Annotated in this window: 27 protein-coding genes; 18 read left to right on the top strand and 9 right to left on the bottom strand. The window is 48.3% G+C overall.

Annotated features, from left to right (window positions below; genetic code table 11):
- Window positions 1–341: 341 nt before the first annotated feature.
- The 4 genes from LACPH_RS08750 to LACPH_RS08735 all read right to left on the bottom strand — a co-directional run bounded on the left by LACPH_RS08750 (window position 342) and on the right by LACPH_RS08735 (window position 3,145).
- Window positions 342–1,130, bottom strand: coding sequence for an NADPH-dependent oxidoreductase (locus LACPH_RS08750; RefSeq protein ID WP_370531176.1), 789 nt, complete (start codon window positions 1,128–1,130; stop codon window positions 342–344).
- A gap of 88 nt (window positions 1,131–1,218) precedes the next feature.
- A complete protein-coding gene (locus tag LACPH_RS08745) occupies window positions 1,219–2,064 on the bottom strand; it encodes a DUF1129 domain-containing protein (protein WP_306386671.1) in 846 nt (281 codons plus the stop codon).
- A gap of 2 nt (window positions 2,065–2,066) precedes the next feature.
- Window positions 2,067–2,408 (bottom strand): PadR family transcriptional regulator, encoded by a 342-nt coding sequence (locus tag LACPH_RS08740; RefSeq protein WP_306386670.1) that lies wholly within the window; start codon window positions 2,406–2,408, stop codon window positions 2,067–2,069.
- Between the two features lie 230 nt (window positions 2,409–2,638).
- Complete coding sequence (locus LACPH_RS08735; RefSeq protein WP_306386669.1) at window positions 2,639–3,145, bottom strand: GNAT family N-acetyltransferase; 507 nt, start codon at window positions 3,143–3,145, stop codon at window positions 2,639–2,641.
- 48 nt (window positions 3,146–3,193) lie between these two features.
- Between LACPH_RS08735 and LACPH_RS08730 the strand changes: the two genes are divergently transcribed.
- The 15 genes from LACPH_RS08730 (at window position 3,194) to citG (ending at window position 15,359) form a co-directional block, all read left to right on the top strand.
- The gene (locus LACPH_RS08730; RefSeq protein ID WP_306386668.1) at window positions 3,194–3,751 is read left to right on the top strand and encodes an RNA 2'-phosphotransferase; all 558 of its coding nucleotides are present in this window, start codon (window positions 3,194–3,196) and stop codon (window positions 3,749–3,751) included.
- 76 nt (window positions 3,752–3,827) lie between these two features.
- The gene (locus LACPH_RS08725; RefSeq protein ID WP_010491358.1) at window positions 3,828–4,085 is read left to right on the top strand and encodes a hypothetical protein; all 258 of its coding nucleotides are present in this window, start codon (window positions 3,828–3,830) and stop codon (window positions 4,083–4,085) included.
- A gap of 284 nt (window positions 4,086–4,369) precedes the next feature.
- Window positions 4,370–5,719 (top strand): CitMHS family transporter, encoded by a 1,350-nt coding sequence (locus tag LACPH_RS08720; protein ID WP_010491356.1) that lies wholly within the window; start codon window positions 4,370–4,372, stop codon window positions 5,717–5,719.
- A 245-nt stretch (window positions 5,720–5,964) separates the two neighbouring features.
- On the top strand, window positions 5,965–6,294 hold the full coding sequence (locus tag LACPH_RS08715) for a hypothetical protein (RefSeq protein ID WP_306386667.1): 330 nt from the start codon (window positions 5,965–5,967) through the stop codon (window positions 6,292–6,294).
- A 5-nt stretch (window positions 6,295–6,299) separates the two neighbouring features.
- The gene (locus LACPH_RS08710; RefSeq protein WP_306386666.1) at window positions 6,300–6,707 is read left to right on the top strand and encodes an acetyl-CoA carboxylase biotin carboxyl carrier protein subunit; all 408 of its coding nucleotides are present in this window, start codon (window positions 6,300–6,302) and stop codon (window positions 6,705–6,707) included.
- A 26-nt stretch (window positions 6,708–6,733) separates the two neighbouring features.
- Window positions 6,734–7,858, top strand: a complete 1,125-nt coding sequence (locus LACPH_RS08705) for a sodium ion-translocating decarboxylase subunit beta (protein ID WP_039639198.1) — start codon at window positions 6,734–6,736, stop codon at window positions 7,856–7,858.
- Between the two features lie 54 nt (window positions 7,859–7,912).
- The gene (locus LACPH_RS08700; protein WP_049172589.1) at window positions 7,913–8,056 is read left to right on the top strand and encodes an OadG family protein; all 144 of its coding nucleotides are present in this window, start codon (window positions 7,913–7,915) and stop codon (window positions 8,054–8,056) included.
- 1 nt (window position 8,057) lies between these two features.
- Entirely contained in the window at window positions 8,058–9,062 is a 1,005-nt protein-coding gene (gene citC, locus LACPH_RS08695; protein ID WP_306386665.1) for a [citrate (pro-3S)-lyase] ligase, read from the top strand.
- Window positions 9,052–9,357, top strand: a complete 306-nt coding sequence (gene citD, locus LACPH_RS08690; RefSeq protein WP_032958725.1) for a citrate lyase acyl carrier protein — start codon at window positions 9,052–9,054, stop codon at window positions 9,355–9,357. The genes citC and citD overlap by 11 nt, the downstream gene beginning before the upstream one ends.
- Complete coding sequence (locus LACPH_RS08685) at window positions 9,345–10,223, top strand: aldolase/citrate lyase family protein (RefSeq protein WP_010491347.1); 879 nt, start codon at window positions 9,345–9,347, stop codon at window positions 10,221–10,223. The genes citD and LACPH_RS08685 overlap by 13 nt, the downstream gene beginning before the upstream one ends.
- A complete protein-coding gene (citF, locus tag LACPH_RS08680; protein WP_306386664.1) occupies window positions 10,223–11,755 on the top strand; it encodes a citrate lyase subunit alpha in 1,533 nt (510 codons plus the stop codon). Before LACPH_RS08685 ends, citF begins: the two co-directional genes overlap by 1 nt.
- On the top strand, window positions 11,748–12,296 hold the full coding sequence (citX, locus tag LACPH_RS08675) for a citrate lyase holo-[acyl-carrier protein] synthase (protein ID WP_306386663.1): 549 nt from the start codon (window positions 11,748–11,750) through the stop codon (window positions 12,294–12,296). The genes citF and citX overlap by 8 nt, the downstream gene beginning before the upstream one ends.
- The gene (locus LACPH_RS08670) at window positions 12,289–13,692 is read left to right on the top strand and encodes an oxaloacetate decarboxylase subunit alpha (RefSeq protein ID WP_306386662.1); all 1,404 of its coding nucleotides are present in this window, start codon (window positions 12,289–12,291) and stop codon (window positions 13,690–13,692) included. Before citX ends, LACPH_RS08670 begins: the two co-directional genes overlap by 8 nt.
- Window positions 13,693–13,819: 127 nt before the next feature.
- Window positions 13,820–14,515, top strand: a complete 696-nt coding sequence (locus LACPH_RS08665; protein WP_010491343.1) for a GntR family transcriptional regulator — start codon at window positions 13,820–13,822, stop codon at window positions 14,513–14,515.
- Window positions 14,508–15,359 (top strand): triphosphoribosyl-dephospho-CoA synthase CitG, encoded by an 852-nt coding sequence (citG, locus tag LACPH_RS08660; protein ID WP_306386661.1) that lies wholly within the window; start codon window positions 14,508–14,510, stop codon window positions 15,357–15,359. The genes LACPH_RS08665 and citG overlap by 8 nt, the downstream gene beginning before the upstream one ends.
- 72 nt (window positions 15,360–15,431) lie before the next feature.
- Here the strand turns inward: citG and LACPH_RS08655 are convergent, their stop codons facing one another.
- Window positions 15,432–15,830 carry a hypothetical protein gene (locus tag LACPH_RS08655; RefSeq protein ID WP_049172601.1) on the bottom strand — a complete coding sequence of 133 codons (399 nt, stop codon included), beginning with the start codon at window positions 15,828–15,830 and terminating at the stop codon, window positions 15,432–15,434.
- A 219-nt stretch (window positions 15,831–16,049) separates the two neighbouring features.
- Between LACPH_RS08655 and LACPH_RS08650 the strand changes: the two genes are divergently transcribed.
- Entirely contained in the window at window positions 16,050–16,613 is a 564-nt protein-coding gene (locus tag LACPH_RS08650; RefSeq protein WP_306386660.1) for a hypothetical protein, read from the top strand.
- 99 nt (window positions 16,614–16,712) lie between these two features.
- Here the strand turns inward: LACPH_RS08650 and LACPH_RS08645 are convergent, their stop codons facing one another.
- Entirely contained in the window at window positions 16,713–17,522 is an 810-nt protein-coding gene (locus LACPH_RS08645) for an alpha/beta hydrolase (protein ID WP_025013108.1), read from the bottom strand.
- Window positions 17,523–17,658: 136 nt separating this feature from the next.
- On the opposite strand from LACPH_RS08645, the gene LACPH_RS08640 reads away from it, so the two are divergent.
- On the top strand, window positions 17,659–18,519 hold the full coding sequence (locus LACPH_RS08640) for an RluA family pseudouridine synthase (RefSeq protein WP_306386659.1): 861 nt from the start codon (window positions 17,659–17,661) through the stop codon (window positions 18,517–18,519).
- Window positions 18,520–18,597: 78 nt separating this feature from the next.
- On the opposite strand, the gene rpmG is transcribed toward LACPH_RS08640, so the two are convergent.
- Window positions 18,598–18,747, bottom strand: coding sequence for a 50S ribosomal protein L33 (gene rpmG, locus LACPH_RS08635; RefSeq protein WP_003566154.1), 150 nt, complete (start codon window positions 18,745–18,747; stop codon window positions 18,598–18,600).
- A 62-nt stretch (window positions 18,748–18,809) separates the two neighbouring features.
- Window positions 18,810–19,385, bottom strand: coding sequence for a hypothetical protein (locus LACPH_RS08630; RefSeq protein WP_025013110.1), 576 nt, complete (start codon window positions 19,383–19,385; stop codon window positions 18,810–18,812).
- A gap of 78 nt (window positions 19,386–19,463) precedes the next feature.
- Between LACPH_RS08630 and LACPH_RS08625 the strand changes: the two genes are divergently transcribed.
- Complete coding sequence (locus LACPH_RS08625) at window positions 19,464–19,742, top strand: hypothetical protein (RefSeq protein ID WP_306386658.1); 279 nt, start codon at window positions 19,464–19,466, stop codon at window positions 19,740–19,742.
- 84 nt (window positions 19,743–19,826) lie between these two features.
- On the opposite strand, the gene LACPH_RS08620 is transcribed toward LACPH_RS08625, so the two are convergent.
- Window positions 19,827–20,849 (bottom strand): DUF916 domain-containing protein, encoded by a 1,023-nt coding sequence (locus LACPH_RS08620; RefSeq protein ID WP_370531175.1) that lies wholly within the window; start codon window positions 20,847–20,849, stop codon window positions 19,827–19,829.
- Between the last annotated feature and the right edge of the window lie 18 nt (window positions 20,850–20,867).

Below are 20,867 nucleotides of genomic sequence, written 5' to 3'. Positions count from 1 at the left end.
GGTAGCCTCCTATGAATGCGATCTTTTTAAAAGATGCTGGCATTCTGCGTGAAAGGTGGAATTGCGGCTCATATTTCCGTCGTATTTTCCTTTTCGCCTGAAGTATAGTTGCGATTGACTGGTGGGTCAATAGGAAATTGACTGATTGGTCAATGAACTTCGATAGGCGCAGTCCAAAGCGTCATGCTGAACCAACTATGAAGGGTGGAAGCCATCAAATTATGGAACCGACGTCTTTTAAAATCATGGCAAAAAAAGTCGACCGCCTGACCATTTCATCAAGCAGCCGACGTGTCGGTTATTTTGTGCGCATTTTAAAATTTTTATGCAAAAAGCAATTTTCAACTTTCCGGGAAGAAACCCTGACGGCGCATTACCTTGAACAAGTCACCACGTTTGGCTGGCGTGTGGGTGGCTGCGCTGACCGCCAGATCGGTGTATGTTTCTTCGCGCGGGTTGCCGTGACGGGTGGCGTAGTAATCATGCACCGTACGATTATAATCGGTCATTGCCTCAGTAGCCGGTGCCGGTTCGCCATAGTGATTCGCGAAGGCGACCAGTGATTCGGGCATGCGTGGCTTTTCATCAGGATGCTCATCCGGTAGTCCGATTGCGAGCCCTAATAACGGGAACGTGTACTTAGGTAAATGCAGCAAATCGATCAAGGCTTGCGCATCATTTTGAATACTGCCTAATGTGACGGTGCCCAAGCCGAGACTTTCGGCTGCCACGACCATGTTTTGCAGCGCCAAGGTGGCATCGGCACTTGCCTGCAAAAACTTATCCATCCGGCCGAGGCGGTCAAGGGGTTGCTGCGCCGCCCTGGTTAAGTCGGCGACGCGGTGCAAGTCGGCAATGAAAATAAACAGTTCGCCCGATCCATTCAGGTAAGTTTGCGTACTCATCTCCGCAATTTTGGCCCGAATTTTCGGATCAAGAATATGGATGACCGAAAAAAGCTGTAAATACATGGAACTTGCGGTGTGCTGGGCAACATCCAGCAGCGTCTGAATCGTCTGATGGCTGAGGTGCTCAGGTTTAAACCGCCGAATGGAGCGGTGATGGAGCTGACGACGAATGGTTTCGTTTTGAATCAAAAAAGTCACTCCTTCAATCAATGCGTATGCCATCTATTTTAGCGGAATGTTGCGGTAGGGGCGCACTTTTAGTTGGAAAAGATAACTTACGGTTAAGGACTTTGTCGTGATGACAGGCTTTTTAATGATGATGCCGTCGTTCTCCCAGCCACCAAATTAATACGCCGATGCCGACTCCCGAGAGGATTATGAAGACATAAAGCAACCATTGCCACTTTCCAAAGTCGATCTTGGTCCTGAAAAAGGAACGTGTGGCTCGCAAATAGACAAGCAAACCAAGAATGAGAATAAACAAGCTGAAGTAGTAAATCGGGCGCTCAAGTTCAGTGAGGTGATGGATAAACGGCAAAATCGCCGCAATGATCAACCCTAAAATAATGACGGTGAACGAAGTATGGGCAGAAAGGCGGATTTGCCAGCCGGTTTTGAGAAATAGCAAGACGCTGATCATGATGCCAAACAGTATCACACCGAGAATAATAATTGCCGTTAGTTGAAGACGGGACGGTTTGGCAAAAGCGTGGCTACCGACATACCAAAGCCCACCCCACGCACTGACAATCGCAATGCCGGAAGCCAGTAACAAACTTCCGGCATCGAAGGTTACGTTTGGATAGGTCAGACGCGGCAGCCACAAAATAAACATCATCATTGCTGCCAATTTTAAGTTAAACCAGATAAAATTGCCGATACGCAGGGGAATCGTCTTTAGTAGTTCAGTTGCCGTCTGTTTGGGGTCATGACCAAAATAAGTCATTGCGTCTGTTCCAGCATTTTGCGCGTCAATGAGGTCTTGGAGAATACCTAGCAAACTTTCTTCAAGTTGATAGTCGTCCCGGAACAAGTTTTTGCCCCGCATGTAAACTAGCAAATCTTCATAGTAGTCGCGGTTGGCTTTTGTCAGTTGTTTACGTAATTGATTGTTCTCAGCTGCTATTTTATTGACAGCTTCCGTGCGCTTTTTCATGGCTAAGCCTCCTCGGGTTGGTTCGCTATGATTTGATCAACGTGACTTTTGAGATCATGCCATTGCAAGATAAATGTCTGCTTGGCCTTTTCGCCATCTGCAGTGATCGCATAATACTTGCGACTTGGTCCGTCCGGCGATGGGCGCATATGACTTGTCAAGAGACCCTTCTTTTCCATCGTCATTAGCAGGGGATAGATTGTCCCTTTAGGAACATTTTCGAAGCCAAAAAGATTAAGCGATTCGCTGATAGCATAGCCGTATTGTTCTTTGCGCGCGAGCAAAATGAGCAGGCACCCTTGTAAAATGCCTTTTAGCATCTGGCTGTTGTCGTCTCTCGCCATCAGTATCATCCTTTCGCCTAATATGCTTTACACACTAGTAGTTTAAACCAAAACGACTAGTGTGTAAAGCAAAATAGCCGGAGACAATCACCGGTCATGGTTCCATATTTTAATTTGAGAAAAGGATATTGTTTTTTTAATGGAGCTTAAAATACCACTTTTAAAGCGAAAAATGAGCGTGACAAAAATCAGGAATCGGAATTGAATTACCGGTCTCGTTCCCTTTTACCTCACGACTCACTCATCGGCCCCACATCTTTTGTCATGTTAAACCAAACTTCGCCGGCATGAGTGGAAGCTGCTTGTCCGTCATTGTGGAAGCCTGCGTGCTCGTAAAAGGGGATAAGGCGCTGAAGGCAGGTTAAGGTAATGGCGATGCGGTTTTGCTTGCGCGCGACATCGCTCATTTTGGCTAGGAGTTGGCGGCCAATGCCGTGATGTTGCAGATCAGGCGCAACTGCAAGACTCAAAATTGCAATATACGGCGCAGCTGCCGAGTTAGGCTGGCTGGTAACAAATAAATCGTCGGTAATGGTTGACTGTGAAGTGGCTGGGCCAACAATATAACCCGCAATTGTTTGATCAGTCCGCGCTACAATAAACGTGTCAGGATAATGAATGATGCGGGCCGCCATGCTGGAACGACTGGCAGCCTCCTGGGGTGTGAAGCCCGCCTGTTCGATTCGCATAATGGCGTCAAGATCGGTTAAGTTCGCCGCGGAAAAATGCAGTTTCAATGTTATGCCTTCTTTGCTTTGTCAATTTGAAAAACGAGGTGGTCATTAATGGATAAGCGACTCGTCAGAATCAGTAAAACATTAAGCCTGATCTTGCGGCACCATCCGAAAAAAATCGGTATCAAACTGGATCGCTATGGCCGCACGGATTTGGAAACGTTGATTCGGCGATTCAATGCGCATTACCAGATGCACCTTGATCGTCAGGTGCTTGATGACATTATGACACAAAGCGATAAGCAACGGTTTGCGATTGAGGGGAGCACCATCAGAGCGGTGTACGGCCATAGCGTCCCGGTCTTGCCGTTAATGTCGGCGCGGCGCCCGCCAATCTGGTTATATCATGGCACATCCCATCAAGCAGCCGCATTGATTGACATTGAAGGACTCAAGCCAATGGACCGCGATTTTGTCCATCTTTCCGAGAATCCGAAAATGGCTTGGCAAGTTGGCGTGCGGCATGACCCTCATCCGGTTATTTATCGCGTGACCGCGCAATCGGCAGCAGCTGCCGGTAAAACTTTTTATCCGACAGGGAGTCAGGTTTGGTTGGTGCATGCAGTTCCCCCGGCATTTTTAACCCGAACATCATCCCCAACATCGTGACGAACGCCCGCTTTTGGTCGGAAACGTTCGTTTTTTTATGTTAGTATTAGGCATACTTAAAAAAGGAGGTTCTATCATGAAGGCTGATGCACCTGATGATTTACGGTTAAATCCGAAACAGTTCGCCAATCTTGTTGTGGGATCACACCAAGTTCCAGACGACAAAGATCCGGAAGCCATTGTCAAACGAAAACTGACGCTTTATCTCACTGCTTATTACTTAGCAGAGCGGTTTAATGAGTTGCAACAGGAAACATTGGACCACGCTCCGTCACGGGAAAACTTTCACCAACTGTTGAAAAAGTTGGAAGACGAACGCTTTCAGGATTGGTAGACTAACACAGAAAAACGCATCTGTATTAGTCCATTGTGAAATAAGTATCAATTGAAAAGCGTTCTTTTTCAATTGCTCCCATCGTATCATTTAAAAATGCCTCCGTTGACTTAAAACCGAATTTTAAGCCAATGAAGGCGTTTTCTTTTTCTTGAAAATTTTAGTTTTCCCTTAACCGTACAATTGTTCTTTTGGTGTTCTAAAGACGCAAAATCGGCCTTTTCGTGACAGAAATCACGTATCATGTGGATAGCGACAAAAACTTATGAAAAGAGGTTGGGACTATGTTACTCACCGTCATTGCTTACGCCATGATTATTGTTTTCATGTACGTCATCATGACCAAGAAGCTTTCACCATTCACTTCTTTAGTGATGATCCCGCTGCTGTTTGCAATTATTGCGATGGTGGCAGGCGTGGCGAAGAAAGGGACGATCGGCGATTTTGTGTTGAAGGGTCTGACAACGACCGCTAACACAGGGATCATGCTCTTATTCGCTATTCTGTATTTTTCCATTATGCTCGACGCCGGTCTGTTCGATCCGATTACAGCCCGGATGATCAAGATCGCGAAAGGTGACCCGATGAAAGTGCTGATGGCAACCGCGATTGTTGCGATGGCAGTTTCACTTAACGGGGATGGCACCACAACGACTTTGATCTGCTGCTCGGCATTCATTCCGATTTATAAGAAGCTCAACATGAATATGATGAATCTCGGTGTTTTGATTATTTTGCAAAATACCATCATGAACCTGTTGCCTTGGGGCGGGCCAACTGCCCGGGCCATGGCCGTTTTGAAGGTTGATGCCGACATTTTGACGTATTTATTGCCAGGTATGATTCTGGCCTTGGCTTATGTTGTTTTCTACGTTGCACCGCACATGGGCCGCGCAGAACGGAAACGCTTGGGTGTTCGGGAATTAACCGATGAAGAAATCGATGAGATGACGTCAGTGGTTGATCCTGAAGTTTCCGAAATTCGCCGTCCAAATATGTTTGCTTTTAACGGCATTCTGACCATTGTGCTCATTGCCTGGTTGGTGGCAAGTTCCTTTATTAAGGCAATTGCAATGCCACCGCTGTTGCTCTTCTTGGTGGGTACCTGTATTGCATTGATGGCTAACTATCCTAAGTTAGGCGACCAAAGCAAGCGAATCGGTGCTAACGGCGGCGATGCCGTGCAAGTTGTTATTCTGGTCTTTGCTGCCGGGGTCTTCATGGGCTTATTCCAAGGAACCGGGATGGCCGAAGCACTTGCCAAGAGTTTCACCGCGATTATCCCAAGTTCCATGGCTGGCTTCTGGGGATTGGTTATTGCGTTGATTTCCGCACCAGGGACCTTCTTCTTGAGTAACGACGGCTTCTACTTCGGCGTTATGCCGGTGCTGGCAACTGCGGGACGCGCATACGGCTTTACCAATATGCAGATGGCTTTAGCTTCATTAATGGGGCAAGCATTCCACTTGCTTTCACCGTTAGTTGCTTTCATTTATCTATTGCTCCGGCTCACCGGTTTGGACATGGGTAAGTGGCAACGCGAAGCCGGAAAATATGCATTAGGCGTTTTCGCAATCTTCGTGGTAACCGTTATGCTCTTCGGCCACGTACCATTCTATCTACCACAAAAATAAGCACAATTCAAAAAGACACCGAAAAGCCAATCGCGATTGGCTTTTCCCCGTATTATAAGGTTGATGAGAACCAGAAAATGCATGACGATAACGCTTGATTCGGCATTTAACAACGCCGGCTCATGCTTACATTAACGCGTTTGCTGGTGCAGAAGCTTGCCTGTAAGGAGCCCTCGTCGTAACACGTCAAAGGCCACTTACACCCGGCTTCTACCCGCACCGGCTCACGCTTAGGGGGTGTGAAAATGTTTAAATGGTTGCATCGGCGAAAACAACCACAAACGCCAGTTGAATCGGCGCCGGTTAAATCGGTGAATGGTGATGAAGCAGCTCAGGCGCATGAATGGGAAGAAGTACCCAATTATCTGGAAGTTGATCCAGCTAACGAATTAACTGCCAGTTTGATCGCTGCTGCCGTTACTGCGGACGCTGCGCCTGATGCCAAACTCGTTCTTAAACATTTGTATGTTGAAAATCCCGAGGCCAAACGGGTTGGTTTGATTGCCAGCGCGATTGCGGCGGGTGATGGTCATGGGCATTATGTGGTCAAGTCAATTAAGAAAAAGGTGGATTGAAAAAGATGTTGAGAAAATTCAAGATCACGATCGATGGTAAAACCTATCTGGTCGAAATGGAAGAAATCGGCGGTACGCCAGCAGCACCGGCCGCACCAGCAGCACCTGCTGCCCCGGCTGCGTCAAGTGCCCCAACACCAGCAGCACCAACGCCTGAACCGGCTCCGGCACCTACTGCTCCGGCTACCCCGAGTGGTGAGGGAGAAGTCGTAACGGCACCAATGCCTGGCACTGTCACCAAGATTCTGGTTAAAGCCGGTGATGCTGTCACCGAAAACCAACCGCTGATGATTCTCGAAGCCATGAAAATGGAAAACGAAATTGTGGCACCCAAAGCCGGTACTGTTGGCGAGATCATCGCAACGCTGAATCAAAATGTAAACTCGGGTGATGGACTGATCAGCATTATTTAACAATTAAAGAGGAGGGAAGTGAAGGTATGGAAGCGCTCATTCACGGAATCACGACCATTACGCTAGGCCAAATTGCAATGATGCTGATCGGTGCGCTCTTGATGTATCTGGGTATTAAGAAAGAATACGAACCAACATTATTGGTTCCGATGGGATTGGGCGCCATTTTGGTGAACTTCCCCGGAACCGGGGTTTTAACCCAGGTTGTTGGCGGCACTAAGACGGAAGGGGTGTTGGATGTCCTGTTCAAAGCCGGCATCAACACCGAACTTTTCCCATTACTGATTTTCATTGGGATCGGCGCCATGATCGACTTTGGTCCGTTGTTACAAAATCCATTTATGTTACTTTTCGGGGCTGCCGCTCAATTCGGTATTTTCGCTACTGTCTTTGTTGCTGTTTTCTTTGGTTTCAACATCAAAGAAGCAGCCTCAATCGGGATCATCGGTGCGGCAGATGGCCCAACATCCATTTTCGTTTCTAACCAACTGGCACCGAATTTACTGGGGGCCATTACGGTCGCGGCGTATTCGTACATGGCGTTGGTGCCAATCATTCAACCGATGGCAATCAAAGCAGTCACGACGAAGCATGAACGTCGCATCCGGATGACTTATCGCGCAGAAGGGGTTTCCAAGACAACCAAAATTCTGTTCCCAATTATCATCACTATCATCGCTGGCTTTATTGCTCCAATTTCCCTGCCATTAGTAGGGTTCCTGATGTTCGGCAACTTGCTCAGGGAATGTGGCGTGTTGGATCGATTGTCCAACACCGCGCAAAACGAGCTGGTCAACATTGTCTCGATCCTGTTAGGGCTGACGATTTCCGTTAAATTACAAGCGGATCAGTTCCTGAATATTCAAACATTGATGATCATTGCGTTTGGACTTTTCGCCTTCATCATGGATTCGGTCGGCGGCGTCCTTTTCGCCAAGCTATTGAATCTGTTCCGCAAAGAAAAGATCAACCCGATGATCGGTGCGGCAGGCATCTCGGCCTTTCCGATGTCAAGCCGGGTCATTCAGAAGATGGCGACGGATGAAGATCCGCAGAACTTTGTATTGATGTATGCCGTTGGGGCCAATGTTTCCGGTCAAATCGGTTCGGTTATTGCTGGCGGTCTCTTGCTGTCATTCTTTGGTGCTTAACATCAATGCACCTGTCAGTTGAGAAGTCTGAACACCCTTGGGAGGTTTTGCGTTATGAAATTTGATCCGACTGCTGTTGAACAGGCTGGTGAATTGATGCTAGTAGGTATGGGCGGCGTGTTTATTGTTTTATTCATCATCTACATTGTCGCCAAACTATTGCTTAAATTTGCACCAGCCAAAAAAGCGGCAAAATAAAATGGCGACGTTAAAGCGCATTTGGTTCGATTTGAACCCGCAGGCCGCTGAAGCCTGGCAGACGTTGCTGGTTGATGCTGGCTTGACTCCGGATCGCCAAGTCGATTATACAGTTGGCATTTTTGAAGGAGACGACTTGCTGGCGACGGGGTCATTGTCGGGCAATATTATCAAAGAAGTGGCAATTTCACCGACAGCTCAACATGAGAATCTGTTGGCGCAAATTATTCAGGCCTTGCTCGATCGGCTGGATGATGAAGCCATCACGCATAGCTTTGTTTATACCAAACCGAGCACGCTGAAGTTTTTCCAGTCACTGGGATTTAAACAGCTGGCGGCCACCGATTCAGTGGTTTTATTGGAACGGGGCTATCCTAACTTTGCCGATTATACCAAGCTGCTGGAAGAATCTCGCCAATCGGGAAAGCCCGTTGCAGCCATTGTGATGAATGCGAATCCGGTCACCCGCGGCCACGCCTATTTAATCGAACAAGCAGCAAAGAATAATGCAGTTGTTTACGTTTTTGTCTTATCAGCTGAACGATCGATGTTCACGGCAACAGAGCGTCTGGACTTAGTCAAAAAGGTGGCAGCACGCTGGTCCAACGTGGTGGTTTTGCCGACACAGGACTACATGGTCTCCAGTACCACGTTTCCAAGTTACTTTCTCAAGGATCGGGCAGATGCGGCGATTGCGACCGCGCAAGCCGGACTAGACGCGGCACTTTTTAAACAACGCATTGCCCCGATTCTTGGCATCACCCGGCGATATGTTGGCGAAGAACCGCTTTCGCCGGTCACGGCGATTTACAATCAGCAATTGGCAGCGACTTTTGCTGATGACATTGAATTAATTGTGGTGCCGCGTTTGACGATTGGCGGTTCGGTGGTCAGCGCCACCCGTGTTCGTGCCGCGATCAAGCACCATGACTGGGCCACGGTCGAACAACTGGTTTATCCGGAGGTTTATACAGAAATAAAGGAGCGATCAACTCATGAAAATTAATCATCCCGCAACGGCTGGGACATTAGAGTCAAGTGATATCCAAATCACGCTGGCCCCTGCCGATAGCGGCACCACGATCCAACTGCAAAGCAGTGTTGAAAAGCAGTTTGGCGAGCAGATCCGTGCCGTGATCGCAGCAACTTTGACAAAATTGGGTATCGAAGGGGTTGCGGTAGAAGCAAATGACAAAGGTGCTTTGGATTGTACCATCAAAGCACGGACCATTGCGGCAGCCTACCGTGCAGCGGATAACAAGACATTTGACTGGGAGGAGATCAACGCATGGATAAATTAAGAAGAACCATGATGTTTGTCCCAGGGGCTAACCCGGGAATGTTACGCGATGCCCCCATTTACGGTGCGGATGCCATCATGTTTGATCTTGAAGATGCCGTTTCATTAAAAGAAAAAGATACGGCCCGGATGTTGGTGTACTCAGCTTTGAAAACTTTTGACTATAGCAGTGTTGAAACGGTTGTCCGGGTCAATGCACTCGATGCTGGTGGCGATCAGGATATCGAAGCGATGGTACTTGGCGGCATTAATGTGATCCGGTTACCAAAGACGGAAACCGCGCAAGATATTCGCGATGTCGATGCCGTGATCACGGCAGTTGAAGAAAAATACGGCATTGAAGTCGGCACCACGCATATGATGGCTGCGATTGAATCCGCAGAAGGTGTTTTGAATGCCCGTGAAATTGCGCAGGCTTCTTCGCGAATGATTGGTATTGCGCTTGGCGCTGAGGACTATCTAACCAGCCAGCACACGCACCGTTCTGCAGATGGGGCGGAGCTGTCTTTTGCCCGTAACTATATTCTGCACGCAGCTAGAGAAGCCGGCATTTCTGCTATTGATACGGTTTACACGCAAGTCGATAACGAAGAGGGTTTGCGCCATGAAACCGAGTTAATCAAACAACTTGGATTTGACGGTAAATCAGTCATCAATCCGCGGCAAATTCCAGTGATTAACAGTGTCTTTGCTCCGGCGTTGGCTGAAGTACAGAAAGCCCGCGAGATTGTTGCCGGTTTGAAAGAAGCTGAAGCCAAAGGGGCCGGCGTTGTTTCTGTCAATGGTCAAATGGTTGATAAGCCAGTGGTCGAACGGGCTCAATATACGATTGCGCTCGCTAAGGCATCAGGAATGGAGGTAGACTGATGGTCAAGAATAAGCTTAATCGTGAGATTCCGGCACCATACGCCGATCAGTATGGGGTTTATGGTGGCGAGTTTGCCAATATTCGGCCTTATGATGAACATGCGCGGCACATCAAGCCGGTGAAGCCCGATCATAGTAAATTGGTTGCTTCGATTCACGACGTCATTGTCGCCACTGGCTTAAAAGACGGCATGACCATTTCATTCCATCACCATTTTCGCGAAGGCGATTATGTGATGAACATGGTCATGGCAGAAATTGCCAAAATGGGAATCAAGAATCTCTCGATTGCACCAAGTTCAATTGCCAACGTGCACGAACCGCTCATTGAGCACATTAAAAATGGCGTGGTCACCAACATCACCAGTTCTGGCTTGCGTGACAAAGTCGGTGCCGCTATTTCCAGTGGCATCATGGAAAATCCAGTTGTGATTCGTTCCCATGGCGGTCGGGCACGGGCGATCGCACGCGGCGATATTCACATTGACGTGGCCTTTCTCGGTGCACCAAGCAGTGATGAATACGGCAACATCAATGGCACTAAAGGAAAAGCAACTTGTGGTTCCTTAGGTTATGCCATGATTGATGCCAAGTATGCCGATCAAGTCGTTGCTATTACCGATAGTCTGGTCCCTTACCCGAATACGCCGATCAGTATCCCGCAAACCGACGTTGACTATGTGGTTCAGGTTGATTCTATTGGTGATCCAACCGGCATTGCCAAAGGGGCGACCCGCTTTACCAAGAATCCTAAAGAATTAAAAATTGCGGAATATGCCGCAGAAGTAATTACCAAGTCTGCTTACTTTAAAAATGGTTTTTCCTTCCAAACCGGCACAGGTGGCTCATCACTTGCCGTTGCCCGTTTCTTGCGGGAAGCGATGCTGAAGCAAGACATTAAAGCAAGCTTTGCACTAGGTGGGATTACCAATTCCATGGTTGAACTCCTGAAAGAAGGACTCGTTGAAAAGATCATCGATGTCCAAGACTTTGACCATCCTTCAGCGGTTTCGCTTGGAGAAAACGCCGATCATTACGAGATTGATGCCAACATGTACGCTTCGCCACTAAGCAAGGGTGCTGTGATTAACCAGCTTGACATCGCTATTTTGTCAGCATTGGAAATCGACACTGATTTTAATGTCAACGTCATTACCGGCTCTGACGGGATTATTCGCGGAGCATCAGGCGGTCATAGTGATACAAGTGCTGCCTGCAAAATGAGTATGGTCATTGCGCCATTGGTTCGGGGCCGGATTCCAACGATCGTCGAAAGTGTCAATACGGTGGTGACACCAGGCGCTAGCGTTGATGTCGTGGTTACCGAAGTCGGTGTGGCGATTAACCCGGCGCGGACGGACTTGATCGAGATGTTCAAACACTTGAAAGTGCCACAATTTTCGATTGAAGCGCTTAAAGAAATGGCATACAAGATTACCGGAACGCCTGAACCGATTAAGTATGGTGACAAGGTCGTTGCGTTGATCGAATATCGGGATGGTACCTTGATCGATGTGGTCCACAATGTTTAAATTGTCAGTTTTAGACGGTCCACAAGTTGATCTCGGACAAATGCTCGCAGCTAAAGATGCCAGGATCGTCAAGGAACGTGAATGGTTGACCGCTCATCCCGAAACCGTTTTGTTGCATGTGACTTTGCGAATTCCAGGTCCGGTTAAGACTGGCCAGCGAGTGGTCACAGTCTTTTCGGCAGCGATGCAAGCGCTAGAGGATCAACTGGGTGAAGCAGTGCAGGAAAGCCAAATCGAAGTCTTGGCAACTGGCCCCGAAGCTTATTTAGCAGTTCGGCTGTCACCGATTACCTTGAAGCGACTGATGGTCGGTTTTGAGCAGCAACAGCATTTTTGCGACCTACTGGATCTGGATGTGGTGACGTTAAAAGATGGGCAGCTACACCAGATTTCGCGCACTGATCTTGATTTGCCACCGCGCACCTGCTTGGTTTGCGGCGGGGATGCCAAGGTCTGTGCTCGATCACGGCGGCACGGTCTGCCGGAAGTTCAAAAAGTGGTTGAAGCAATCATAAAGGAGGGTTGGACCACACATGGCTAAACAAAAAGTCCAATTTATGGAAACCGTCTTGCGTGACGGTCAGCAAAGTCTGATTGCCACGCGGATGTCGTTAAGCGACATTCTGCCAATTTTAGGCAAAATGGATGCTGCCGGTTATCATTCGTTAGAAATGTGGGGTGGGGCCACCTTTGATGCCTGCCTCCGTTACTTGAACGAAGATCCGTGGGAACGTCTGCGCAAGATTCGTCAAGCTGTGAAGCATACCAAGCTGCAGATGTTACTACGCGGTCAAAATTTACTTGGTTATAAAAATTACGCCGATGATGTTGTCGCCGATTTTGTCACAAAGTCGGTCGAAAACGGCATTGATATTATTCGGATCTTTGATGCCTTAAATGACACGCGTAACTTAAAGACCGCGCTTGAAGCCACCAAAAATGCGGGTGGCCACGCACAGCTGGCAATTAGTTATACCACCAGCGAGTTCCACACGGTTGATTACTTCATCAAATTAGCCAAGAAAATGGCAGATATGGGTGCCGATTCGATTGCGATCAAAGATATGGCAGGCATTTTGACGCCACAGAAAGCTTTTGATCTCGTGACCGGCATTAAGCAGGAGATCACCGTGCCGCTTGAGGTGCATACGCATGCAACCGCGGGCATGGCTGAAATGACGTATCTCGAATCCGTGCGCGCAGGAGCCGACATCATTGATACCGCCGTTTCCCCATTTGCCGGCGGTACCAGTCAGCCAGCGACTGAATCAATGCTGGTTGCTTTGCAGGATCTCGGTTATCCGACCGACGTCAAGCTGGATACAGTGAGTGACATTGCCAGTTATTTTGCCCCGATTCGTGATCGATTCCGCGATTCCGGACAGCTAAACCCGCGGGTCAAGGATGTTGAACCGAAGTCATTGATTTATCAAGTGCCAGGCGGGATGTTGTCTAACTTGCTGGCTCAACTCAAGGATCAAGGGCAGGAATCCTTATACGGGGATGTTTTAAAAGAAGTGCCTCGCGTCCGCGCCGACTTAGGGTACCCACCGCTGGTAACGCCATTATCACAAATGGTCGGCACCCAGAGCTTGATGAATGTCATGAGCGGTGAGCGTTATAAGTTGATTCCAAAAGAAATCAAAGACTATGTACGCGGTTTATATGGCCGCCCGCCTGTACCGATTTCTCCGGAAATGACCAAGAAAATCATTGGTGATGCGTCGATCGTGACGACACGTCCGGCTGATTTAATCGAGCCGCAGATGCCGGGATTCCGTAAAGCGATCGCCAAATACGCTCATTCAGAAGAAGACGTTTTGAGCTATGCTTTGTTCCCTGATCAGGCGAAAGACTTTTTAGGTCGGCGTGAAGATCCATTCTACGATGTTCCGGTTCAAACAGTTGATTTGACGTTTGATCCTACCCATAACTGAGTTTCATGACCTGTGCCATTTTGCGGATAAATCGATTTTCGCTGGAAGAAACATGGGTCAAGCCGTTAACCGACTAGTTAACGGCTTTTTTTGGTATAATGGCCCTCAGGACGAGGGGGAACGAACGATGAATGAAGTGGTGCCAGCCGTTAAGAAAAATTTGGATCTTTCACAGAACCGGCCGATTAAAGAAGCGGTTTACGAAGCGTTGCGCAAAACCATCTTGCTGGGTGAAATACCCAGCGGTGAACGGATTAACGAGAAGAATCTATCCGAAAATCTCAATATCAGTCGTACACCTATTCGTTATGCGCTCGAGCGTCTGGATGAAGAGGACCTGGTCGAACGCAAGACCGGTATTGGCGTTGTTGTGAAGGGCATTTCGATTAATGATGCTTACGAGATTTTTGACATTCGCAAGGAATTGGATGTTTTAGCGATTCGCAAGGCCATGCGCTTGATGACGCCTGACCAATTTAAACAGATGCGGGCGCTTTTGGAAGAAACGGATCGCCTAAACGATGCAGGACGAGTGTCGGAAGTCATGGCAAAGTTTACCGAATTTAACAACTTTATTTATGATGCGAGTCATATGCTGCGGTTGAAGATGATTGTCAATCAGCTGCAAAATTATTTGATTTATTTTCGTGATATTAGTATTAATGGTGATGATCGGCGGAATTTAGCGATTCAGGAACATTGGCTGCTTTATCGCGGCATGTTAAATCGGGATGACGATCAGATCAAGCTCATCACTCGGGAACATCTCGAACATTCATTGCAATATATTCTAAAAGTCATGAAGGCCAAACACATTGAATGAACAACGTATCGCTCAAGCAGCGGTGAACAGTTTACATGCGGAAGTGCTGCTTGCACCCAAACCGGGCTTGGTTGATCCCGAGTCGAACGGGGCCCACCGGGATATGGATGTCACCACATTCGAGGCCAGTATTGATGCGCTAGAACCTTATTTTGGGCAATACTTGCACGCGGGGCTCGCAGCTAAAACAGTGCCGCAACTTTATCAGGAGTTGCGGAGGATTGGCATTGACGCGGAAAGTGCCATGCTGACGGCAACGCACGGCGTCAATACGCATCGTGGTGCCAACTTTTCTTTTGGCTTTTTATTAGGGGCACTTGGTTGGTTGTTGCAGCAGAATTCCTTGCATGATTTGGCGGCGGCGGAATTTGCGCCGCTTTTTCCGGCAGTTGCGCAAATTGCACAAGGCGTCGCCGGTGATTTTCGCCATTTGGGTGACAAAGCGCAGCTAAGTCACGGCGAAGCTTTATATGTGAAACACGGCGTCACAGGAGTCCGTGGCGAGGCTTTGGCCGGTTATCCGACTATTCGTGAGCGCATGTTGCCATATCTGCGACAGACGACGACACAGGGCGATTTGCGTTATCTGCGCTTAATGGTGCATTTGATGGCGCAAGTTGAAGATGCCAATCTTTTGCATCGCGGCGGTCCGGCCGGTTTGCGATTTGTTCAAGATGCGGCGAAGGCGTTGCTGCATGTTTCCGATACGCGGTTACCCAATGCCTTGCGCACCTTGAATGCTGAGATGATCACCCTGAATCTGAGTCCGGGTGGTACGGCCGATTATCTGAGTCTGGCATACTTTTTTGACGCATTGACGCTCCTGGGAACCAAGCCAGCTTGACCAGATCATTCAGTTTCCAAAATAAGAAGCTAAAGCATGGCACTCGTGGTAATTGCGGGTGCCGTTTTTGATTCAAACCGGAAAAGGAATCAAATCGATATGCCGAATCATGTCGATACTGATGTTTTGACCGTCAACATTGACCACATCGCTGTCGCTTAATCCGGCCACTTTGCCGGTGATTGGCGGCAACATCTGACCATTTGGTGTTTGCAAATCAAGCTGAAGGGTGACGGATTGGCCTTCAGCATACGCGCGCAGCAAAATCATGCGAATATAAGGCTGTTCCTGTAAAGAAAGCGGCGGATAGGTGATGCTTTCGGCTTTTGCCTGCTTTTTTAACGCTGCGGTATGGTCGGAGAGGTAATAGCCCTGCCACTTGCGCATGCCACGGTCGATATACCGATTGGCAAAAAAATCGTCGACCAACGCCGCAAACTTTTGCTCGCCGATTTTGTCTTCATACGTCATTCAAATCACCTCAAAACAATCTTACGAACATACGTTTGCTTTTGCAAGTCATTCGTGCTATTTTTGCTAAGTTACAAAAAGATGACACGCCAAAGCCTTGTAAATATTAAGATTTGTTTGTTTTGACATCTTTTTGTAACATTGAGAATGATCTGCATGCTAGACTAAAAATGTTGAAAGAAGCAAAATGCTAATCAGGTTTGAGTGGGAGTGGTTGACATGAAGAAATGGATGATGATAGCAGCAGCCTTGGTAACACTTGGCGGACTTTCCGGCGCCGCGTTTTATCAGCATCAAGTCAGTGCTAAAAGTGAGGTAAGAACGGCAGATGCCGGAACTGCGTCAACAAAAACAGCGACGCATCAATCACTGACCAGTCAGACTAGCGCGCAAGCCAGTACATCAGAAAGTAAAAGTGAGACGAGTGTGACGACTTCAGTTAAAACGGATGTGGCCACTACGACTGCCAGCACTTCAACTGATGCTGTCAATTCATTTAGCGCCGCCGCGTCTTCAGCAACCAGTCAGCCCACAGTTAAAGCACCGTTTTACATTGGCACATGGCACAATGAGCACGTGACACTGACGATTACCGGTGATCAGATGACTATTTCCCAAGCTGGCGTGAAAACAACTTCAGGTTACACAGCAACGCCAAAGGGGAACGGCATGATTTTGACGCCGACCGATGTTGCCGCAGATGCCATTTATTTGGTGCCGGTAAACGGCGGTCTCCAGTGGGTTGCACCGGGAGCGACCACCCCACTGATACTTCGGCCATAACGCTTAAACATAAAGACATAAAAAAATCGGCTCTAGCGTCTGTGTGACGTCGGAGACGATTTTTTAATTTGGCAACTCGCCGATTTTACAAATAAAAACTTAATCTGTCGCCTTGTTGAGCGTTTTATCTTCAACGCTGGTAAAGAGATGATCATCAAGGAAGCCCTTGGTTTCAGGTAATGCGAAACTGGTGTAGTCGCGTGCATGACCGGTACCTGGCACCACATGCAATGAAATGTCGCGGCCAAACATAGCTGCCTGTTGCACGAAATGTAAGGCACTTGGCAGAGGCATTAGCTCATCTGCGGAGTTAAAGAGCAACGTTGGCCCGAGTTGGTCGGTCAAATGATTCGTTGGATTGACCGCTGTTAACAGCCGCGGATCCAGGCCGCCTAAATATGTTTGAATAAAGTACTTATAAAAAGCATCGTGGATTTCATGAATCTCAGTGAGACCAAATTCACTTTTGGCATCAACCGATGCTTTCACCATTTGATTTTTCTGAACCCAATTGGCAAAGTCGACAACCGGTGACCACGCAACCACGGGATAGCCGGAAGATAGGCTGTTTTGCAAAACCATGGTACCGCCTGAACTGGCACCTAACAGACCCAGACGTTTGCGATCGAAGTCATAAGGGGAAGCAAGCAGCCAGTCGACAAAATGATCGAAATCGTTTTGCGCTGTCGGATACAAAAACTTCGGTGCTAGGCGAAAATTGGGAATCGCCACGAGATAACCGGCATTGGCAAAATATTCACCTAAATCATCTTCATTTTTCTTATCTCCACGGAACCAGCCGCCGCCGTGGGCATACACAATGGCCGCACCATTGGCATCCTCTGGCACATAAATATCAGCGGGTAAATTATGGGCCTCATCGTAAATCACATCTTTTTCTACTTGCATATTTGCCTGTTCCTCCTTATTCTTGTACATTAGTTATACTCTAACCATAGTCCCAAAAGCCGTTTGAATGCAAACTTTCCAAAAAATTCGTTCGGTTTTAAGGCGCAGAAATGCTGGTCATGACGAAGGGAAAACCATGCGATATACATTTGATTCAAAAGCGACAGCCACCACCACGGTTAAACGTCTGTTGGCCAAGCAAGGCGTCAGCCATCGCTTATTCAAAAAGATGCTGAGTGATCGGCTTCTGTGGGTGGATGGTCAGGCGGTCGGCAATATTGCGATTAACGCTGGGCAGGTCGTGCGCTTTGCGATTCCAACCACCAAAACGGTCACGCCGGAAAAGGTGCCGCTTCACGTGTTATACGAAGATGATAACTGGCTAATCGTTACCAAGCCAGCCAACGTGACTAGTGTTCCCGGCCCACATGCACCTAATCATAGCTTGTTAAATCGGATCGTGTGGTATTTGCAGCAACAGGGCATCACTGAACCGCAGCCAGCCATTATCACTCGGCTGGATCGCGATACTGTTGGACTTGTCCTGGCAGCCAAGCACCCTTACGCGCAAGGCCGTTTTGATCAGGCACAACACGCAACGTTGGAAAAACAGTATGTCGCCGTTGTTAGTGGTCAGCTCACGAAATCAGAAGGCGAGATTGATGCCCCTATCGGCTTGGGGGCGGATGGGATTCACCGAATCATTACCGATGCTGGGCAACCGGCTCAAACCAGGTATAAGGTGTTGAAAACGGCGACTAATACTCTCGTTGATGTGCAACTGCTAACCGGCCGCACTCATCAAATACGCGTTCATTTTGCCAGTCTCGGTCACCCGCTCATTGGCGATCGACTTTATGGTCAACCAAGCACTTTGATTGACCACCAGGCGTTACAGGCGACAAGTTTAAGCTTTGTCGATCCATTTTCCAAAAAGCAAATTCACGCAGCGCTGCCCATTCCGTCTTTGTTTGAGACACTATTGAACGAAAAATGATGCTAGGCGTCAAAAAAGTACCTCCTTGCCGACAATCTTGGTAAGAAGGTACTTTTTTGACGTTTGACGGCTTATAGCCTATTTCACTTCGGTAAAGACCACACGTTTGCGTAACTTTGGTGAATACTTCTTGAGTTGCAGACGATCAGGCGTGTTCCGCTTGTTCTTAGAAGTTAAATAGATACGTTCGCCGGTTTCATTGTTACCTAAGATGATGTTGTTCCGCATCTTTCAGCACCTCGCTTTTTCATGATTTAACCTGTCAAGCATACAGGATTGACAGGGCAAAATCAAGGCTGAACCGTAAAGGCGGCAAGCGGCGTCACGCCATGGGTTTTAGCAATTTCAGCCACACCATCGGGATCAGCAGCCGTTAACCCAGGTAAATCAATAGCGTCACTTTCACCGGTATCGGCTTGCACAACTTGGAAAAGCGGTTCGGCCGGATAAACCAGCAGCTGAGTGGCCGTTTTGACATCCTGTGTGTCTTGGTGCAATAACGGCACATTCTGCAATGAACTTAGCAATGCCTGGTTGGCTTCGAGAAAATCGGTGAGCGTGTCCCAGCTGTCAAGAATCGCAATTGGCGGTTCCAGCGGCGTTAAATAAGCAGCAAACCGGCGCAAATCATCTTCCCATTTGCGAACGGAACTTTCAGCAAACGTGGTCTGATCCAATTGCTGAACCAAGAGCTGCGGAACCGACTCGGTCTTGACCGAATCCGGCATCGCCGTAATCCGCGCGGTCAGATCGCTAATGCAGCGGTAAGCCTGTTTGACATCCGCCAAAAACTTTAAAATATCCGTCCCGCCGGCATCTTCATAAGCGGTTTGAAATTCATTACCAAGCATGCGGTTATTTGACATGGGAAAATCCTCCTTCAAACATGGTGAGCGTGAGGTGAGCGTGAGCCGGCGCGGTTAGAAGCTGGAGTGTAAGTGGCCTTGAAGCCTAAATGGCTGGGCTTTGGCCATTTAGGCTTCAAGGTCCTTACACTCCAGCTTCTGCGCCGGGGAGCGCGTTATGGTGAACGTAAACTGTCCTGCTTCTGCACCACCGAACGCGTTATGGTGAGCGCGAGCCAGCCCGGTTACCGAGCGCGCAAACAAAACCCGGACAGTTTTGCTAAATATATGGCAATGAAAAGTATTACCGATGCGTTCCTGACGTTACCATGTTTCAATAATGGGCAGTCAATACAACCGGTCTTAAGCAATCGCTAAAACCATGATGCCTTGAGGCCGGTGTCTGTGCGCTACCTTTATCATAAGCCAAAGAAGCGGTAACGGCACGCTTTTCTGCTGATTTTACTTGTGGCGAACAACAGTCCAGCGCCAAATACCCAGAATAATGATGAGCAAGCCCGTTGCGATACCGGCAATAATCCAAGGAAGGGCTAAACTATTTTGCGACGCAGCAGGGGTCTGCGGCCGGGAGACGATGGCATTGCTCGGCAGGTGGCCGTTGTACCGAAAGTTAACCTGCTTGGTCCAAGTATACGAACCGGATTTTGCCGTCCATTTTAGGGTATAAGATCCGGCCGGCAATTGCTTGCCATTTAGTGGCATGCTTTGCGTGAAGCGGGAATGCGGCGCAACCGCCAAGCCGGCAAAGTGTCCTGTCAGCACTGCCTTAGTCCCGCCTGTTGGGAGTAGCGCATAATCAGTGGCGATTTCGCCAAACTGATTGCTTGAAGGATTATAAATGTTGGCGTTCACCACTGGATAATGATTGGCAGTCCCAATACTGGCTTTTGTGAGTTCCAACAGTGGCGGATTAGGGGTTTTCAGATCCTGTCGTAAGATGATTGGGATGCCAATTGCAAACTGATCCGTGAATCGGACGCCGCTAGTTGATGACGTTGCCGCTGTGCCACCTTTTTGCAAAACATAAAAGCCACCAGAAATAATGCCAATAAAATGCGTAGTTGGGGACTGCAAATGGTAGGTGACCACCTGATTGCTTCCCGCGGCAATCGTAGCCGAGGTCGGTCCCTTAATCAACGTATTCAGGCGAATGGCATTTTGATCCAACGACGGCCGGCTCTGATCGAAGGCGATCATGCCACTATTGGTGGTGTAAGCAGGATTTGCGGCAAGCGTATACGTTTGGGTTTCATCAGTTTGATTGGTGATCCGCAATTGTAAGTCTTCTTGCTGACCGGGTTGAACCTCCAAGTCAAAATAGCCAGTAACTGTCTGACGTTGATTAGCCGGTAAGATCGGCGTGACGGTGAATTTTGGCGCAACAGCGGCGTTGATAGCTCGAAGCGGCCAGATAAAAGCCATGAATATAAAAAGTAACAAAATGTTACGTACAAGCTTTTTCATGTGTCCTCACCTTTTGTC

The sequence above is a fragment of the Lacticaseibacillus parahuelsenbergensis genome (assembly GCF_030770265.1).
GTDB lineage: Bacteria > Bacillota > Bacilli > Lactobacillales > Lactobacillaceae > Lacticaseibacillus > Lacticaseibacillus casei.
Note: the sequence above shows the minus strand (reverse complement) of the source record. Positions and strands in the feature narration are given on the sequence as shown.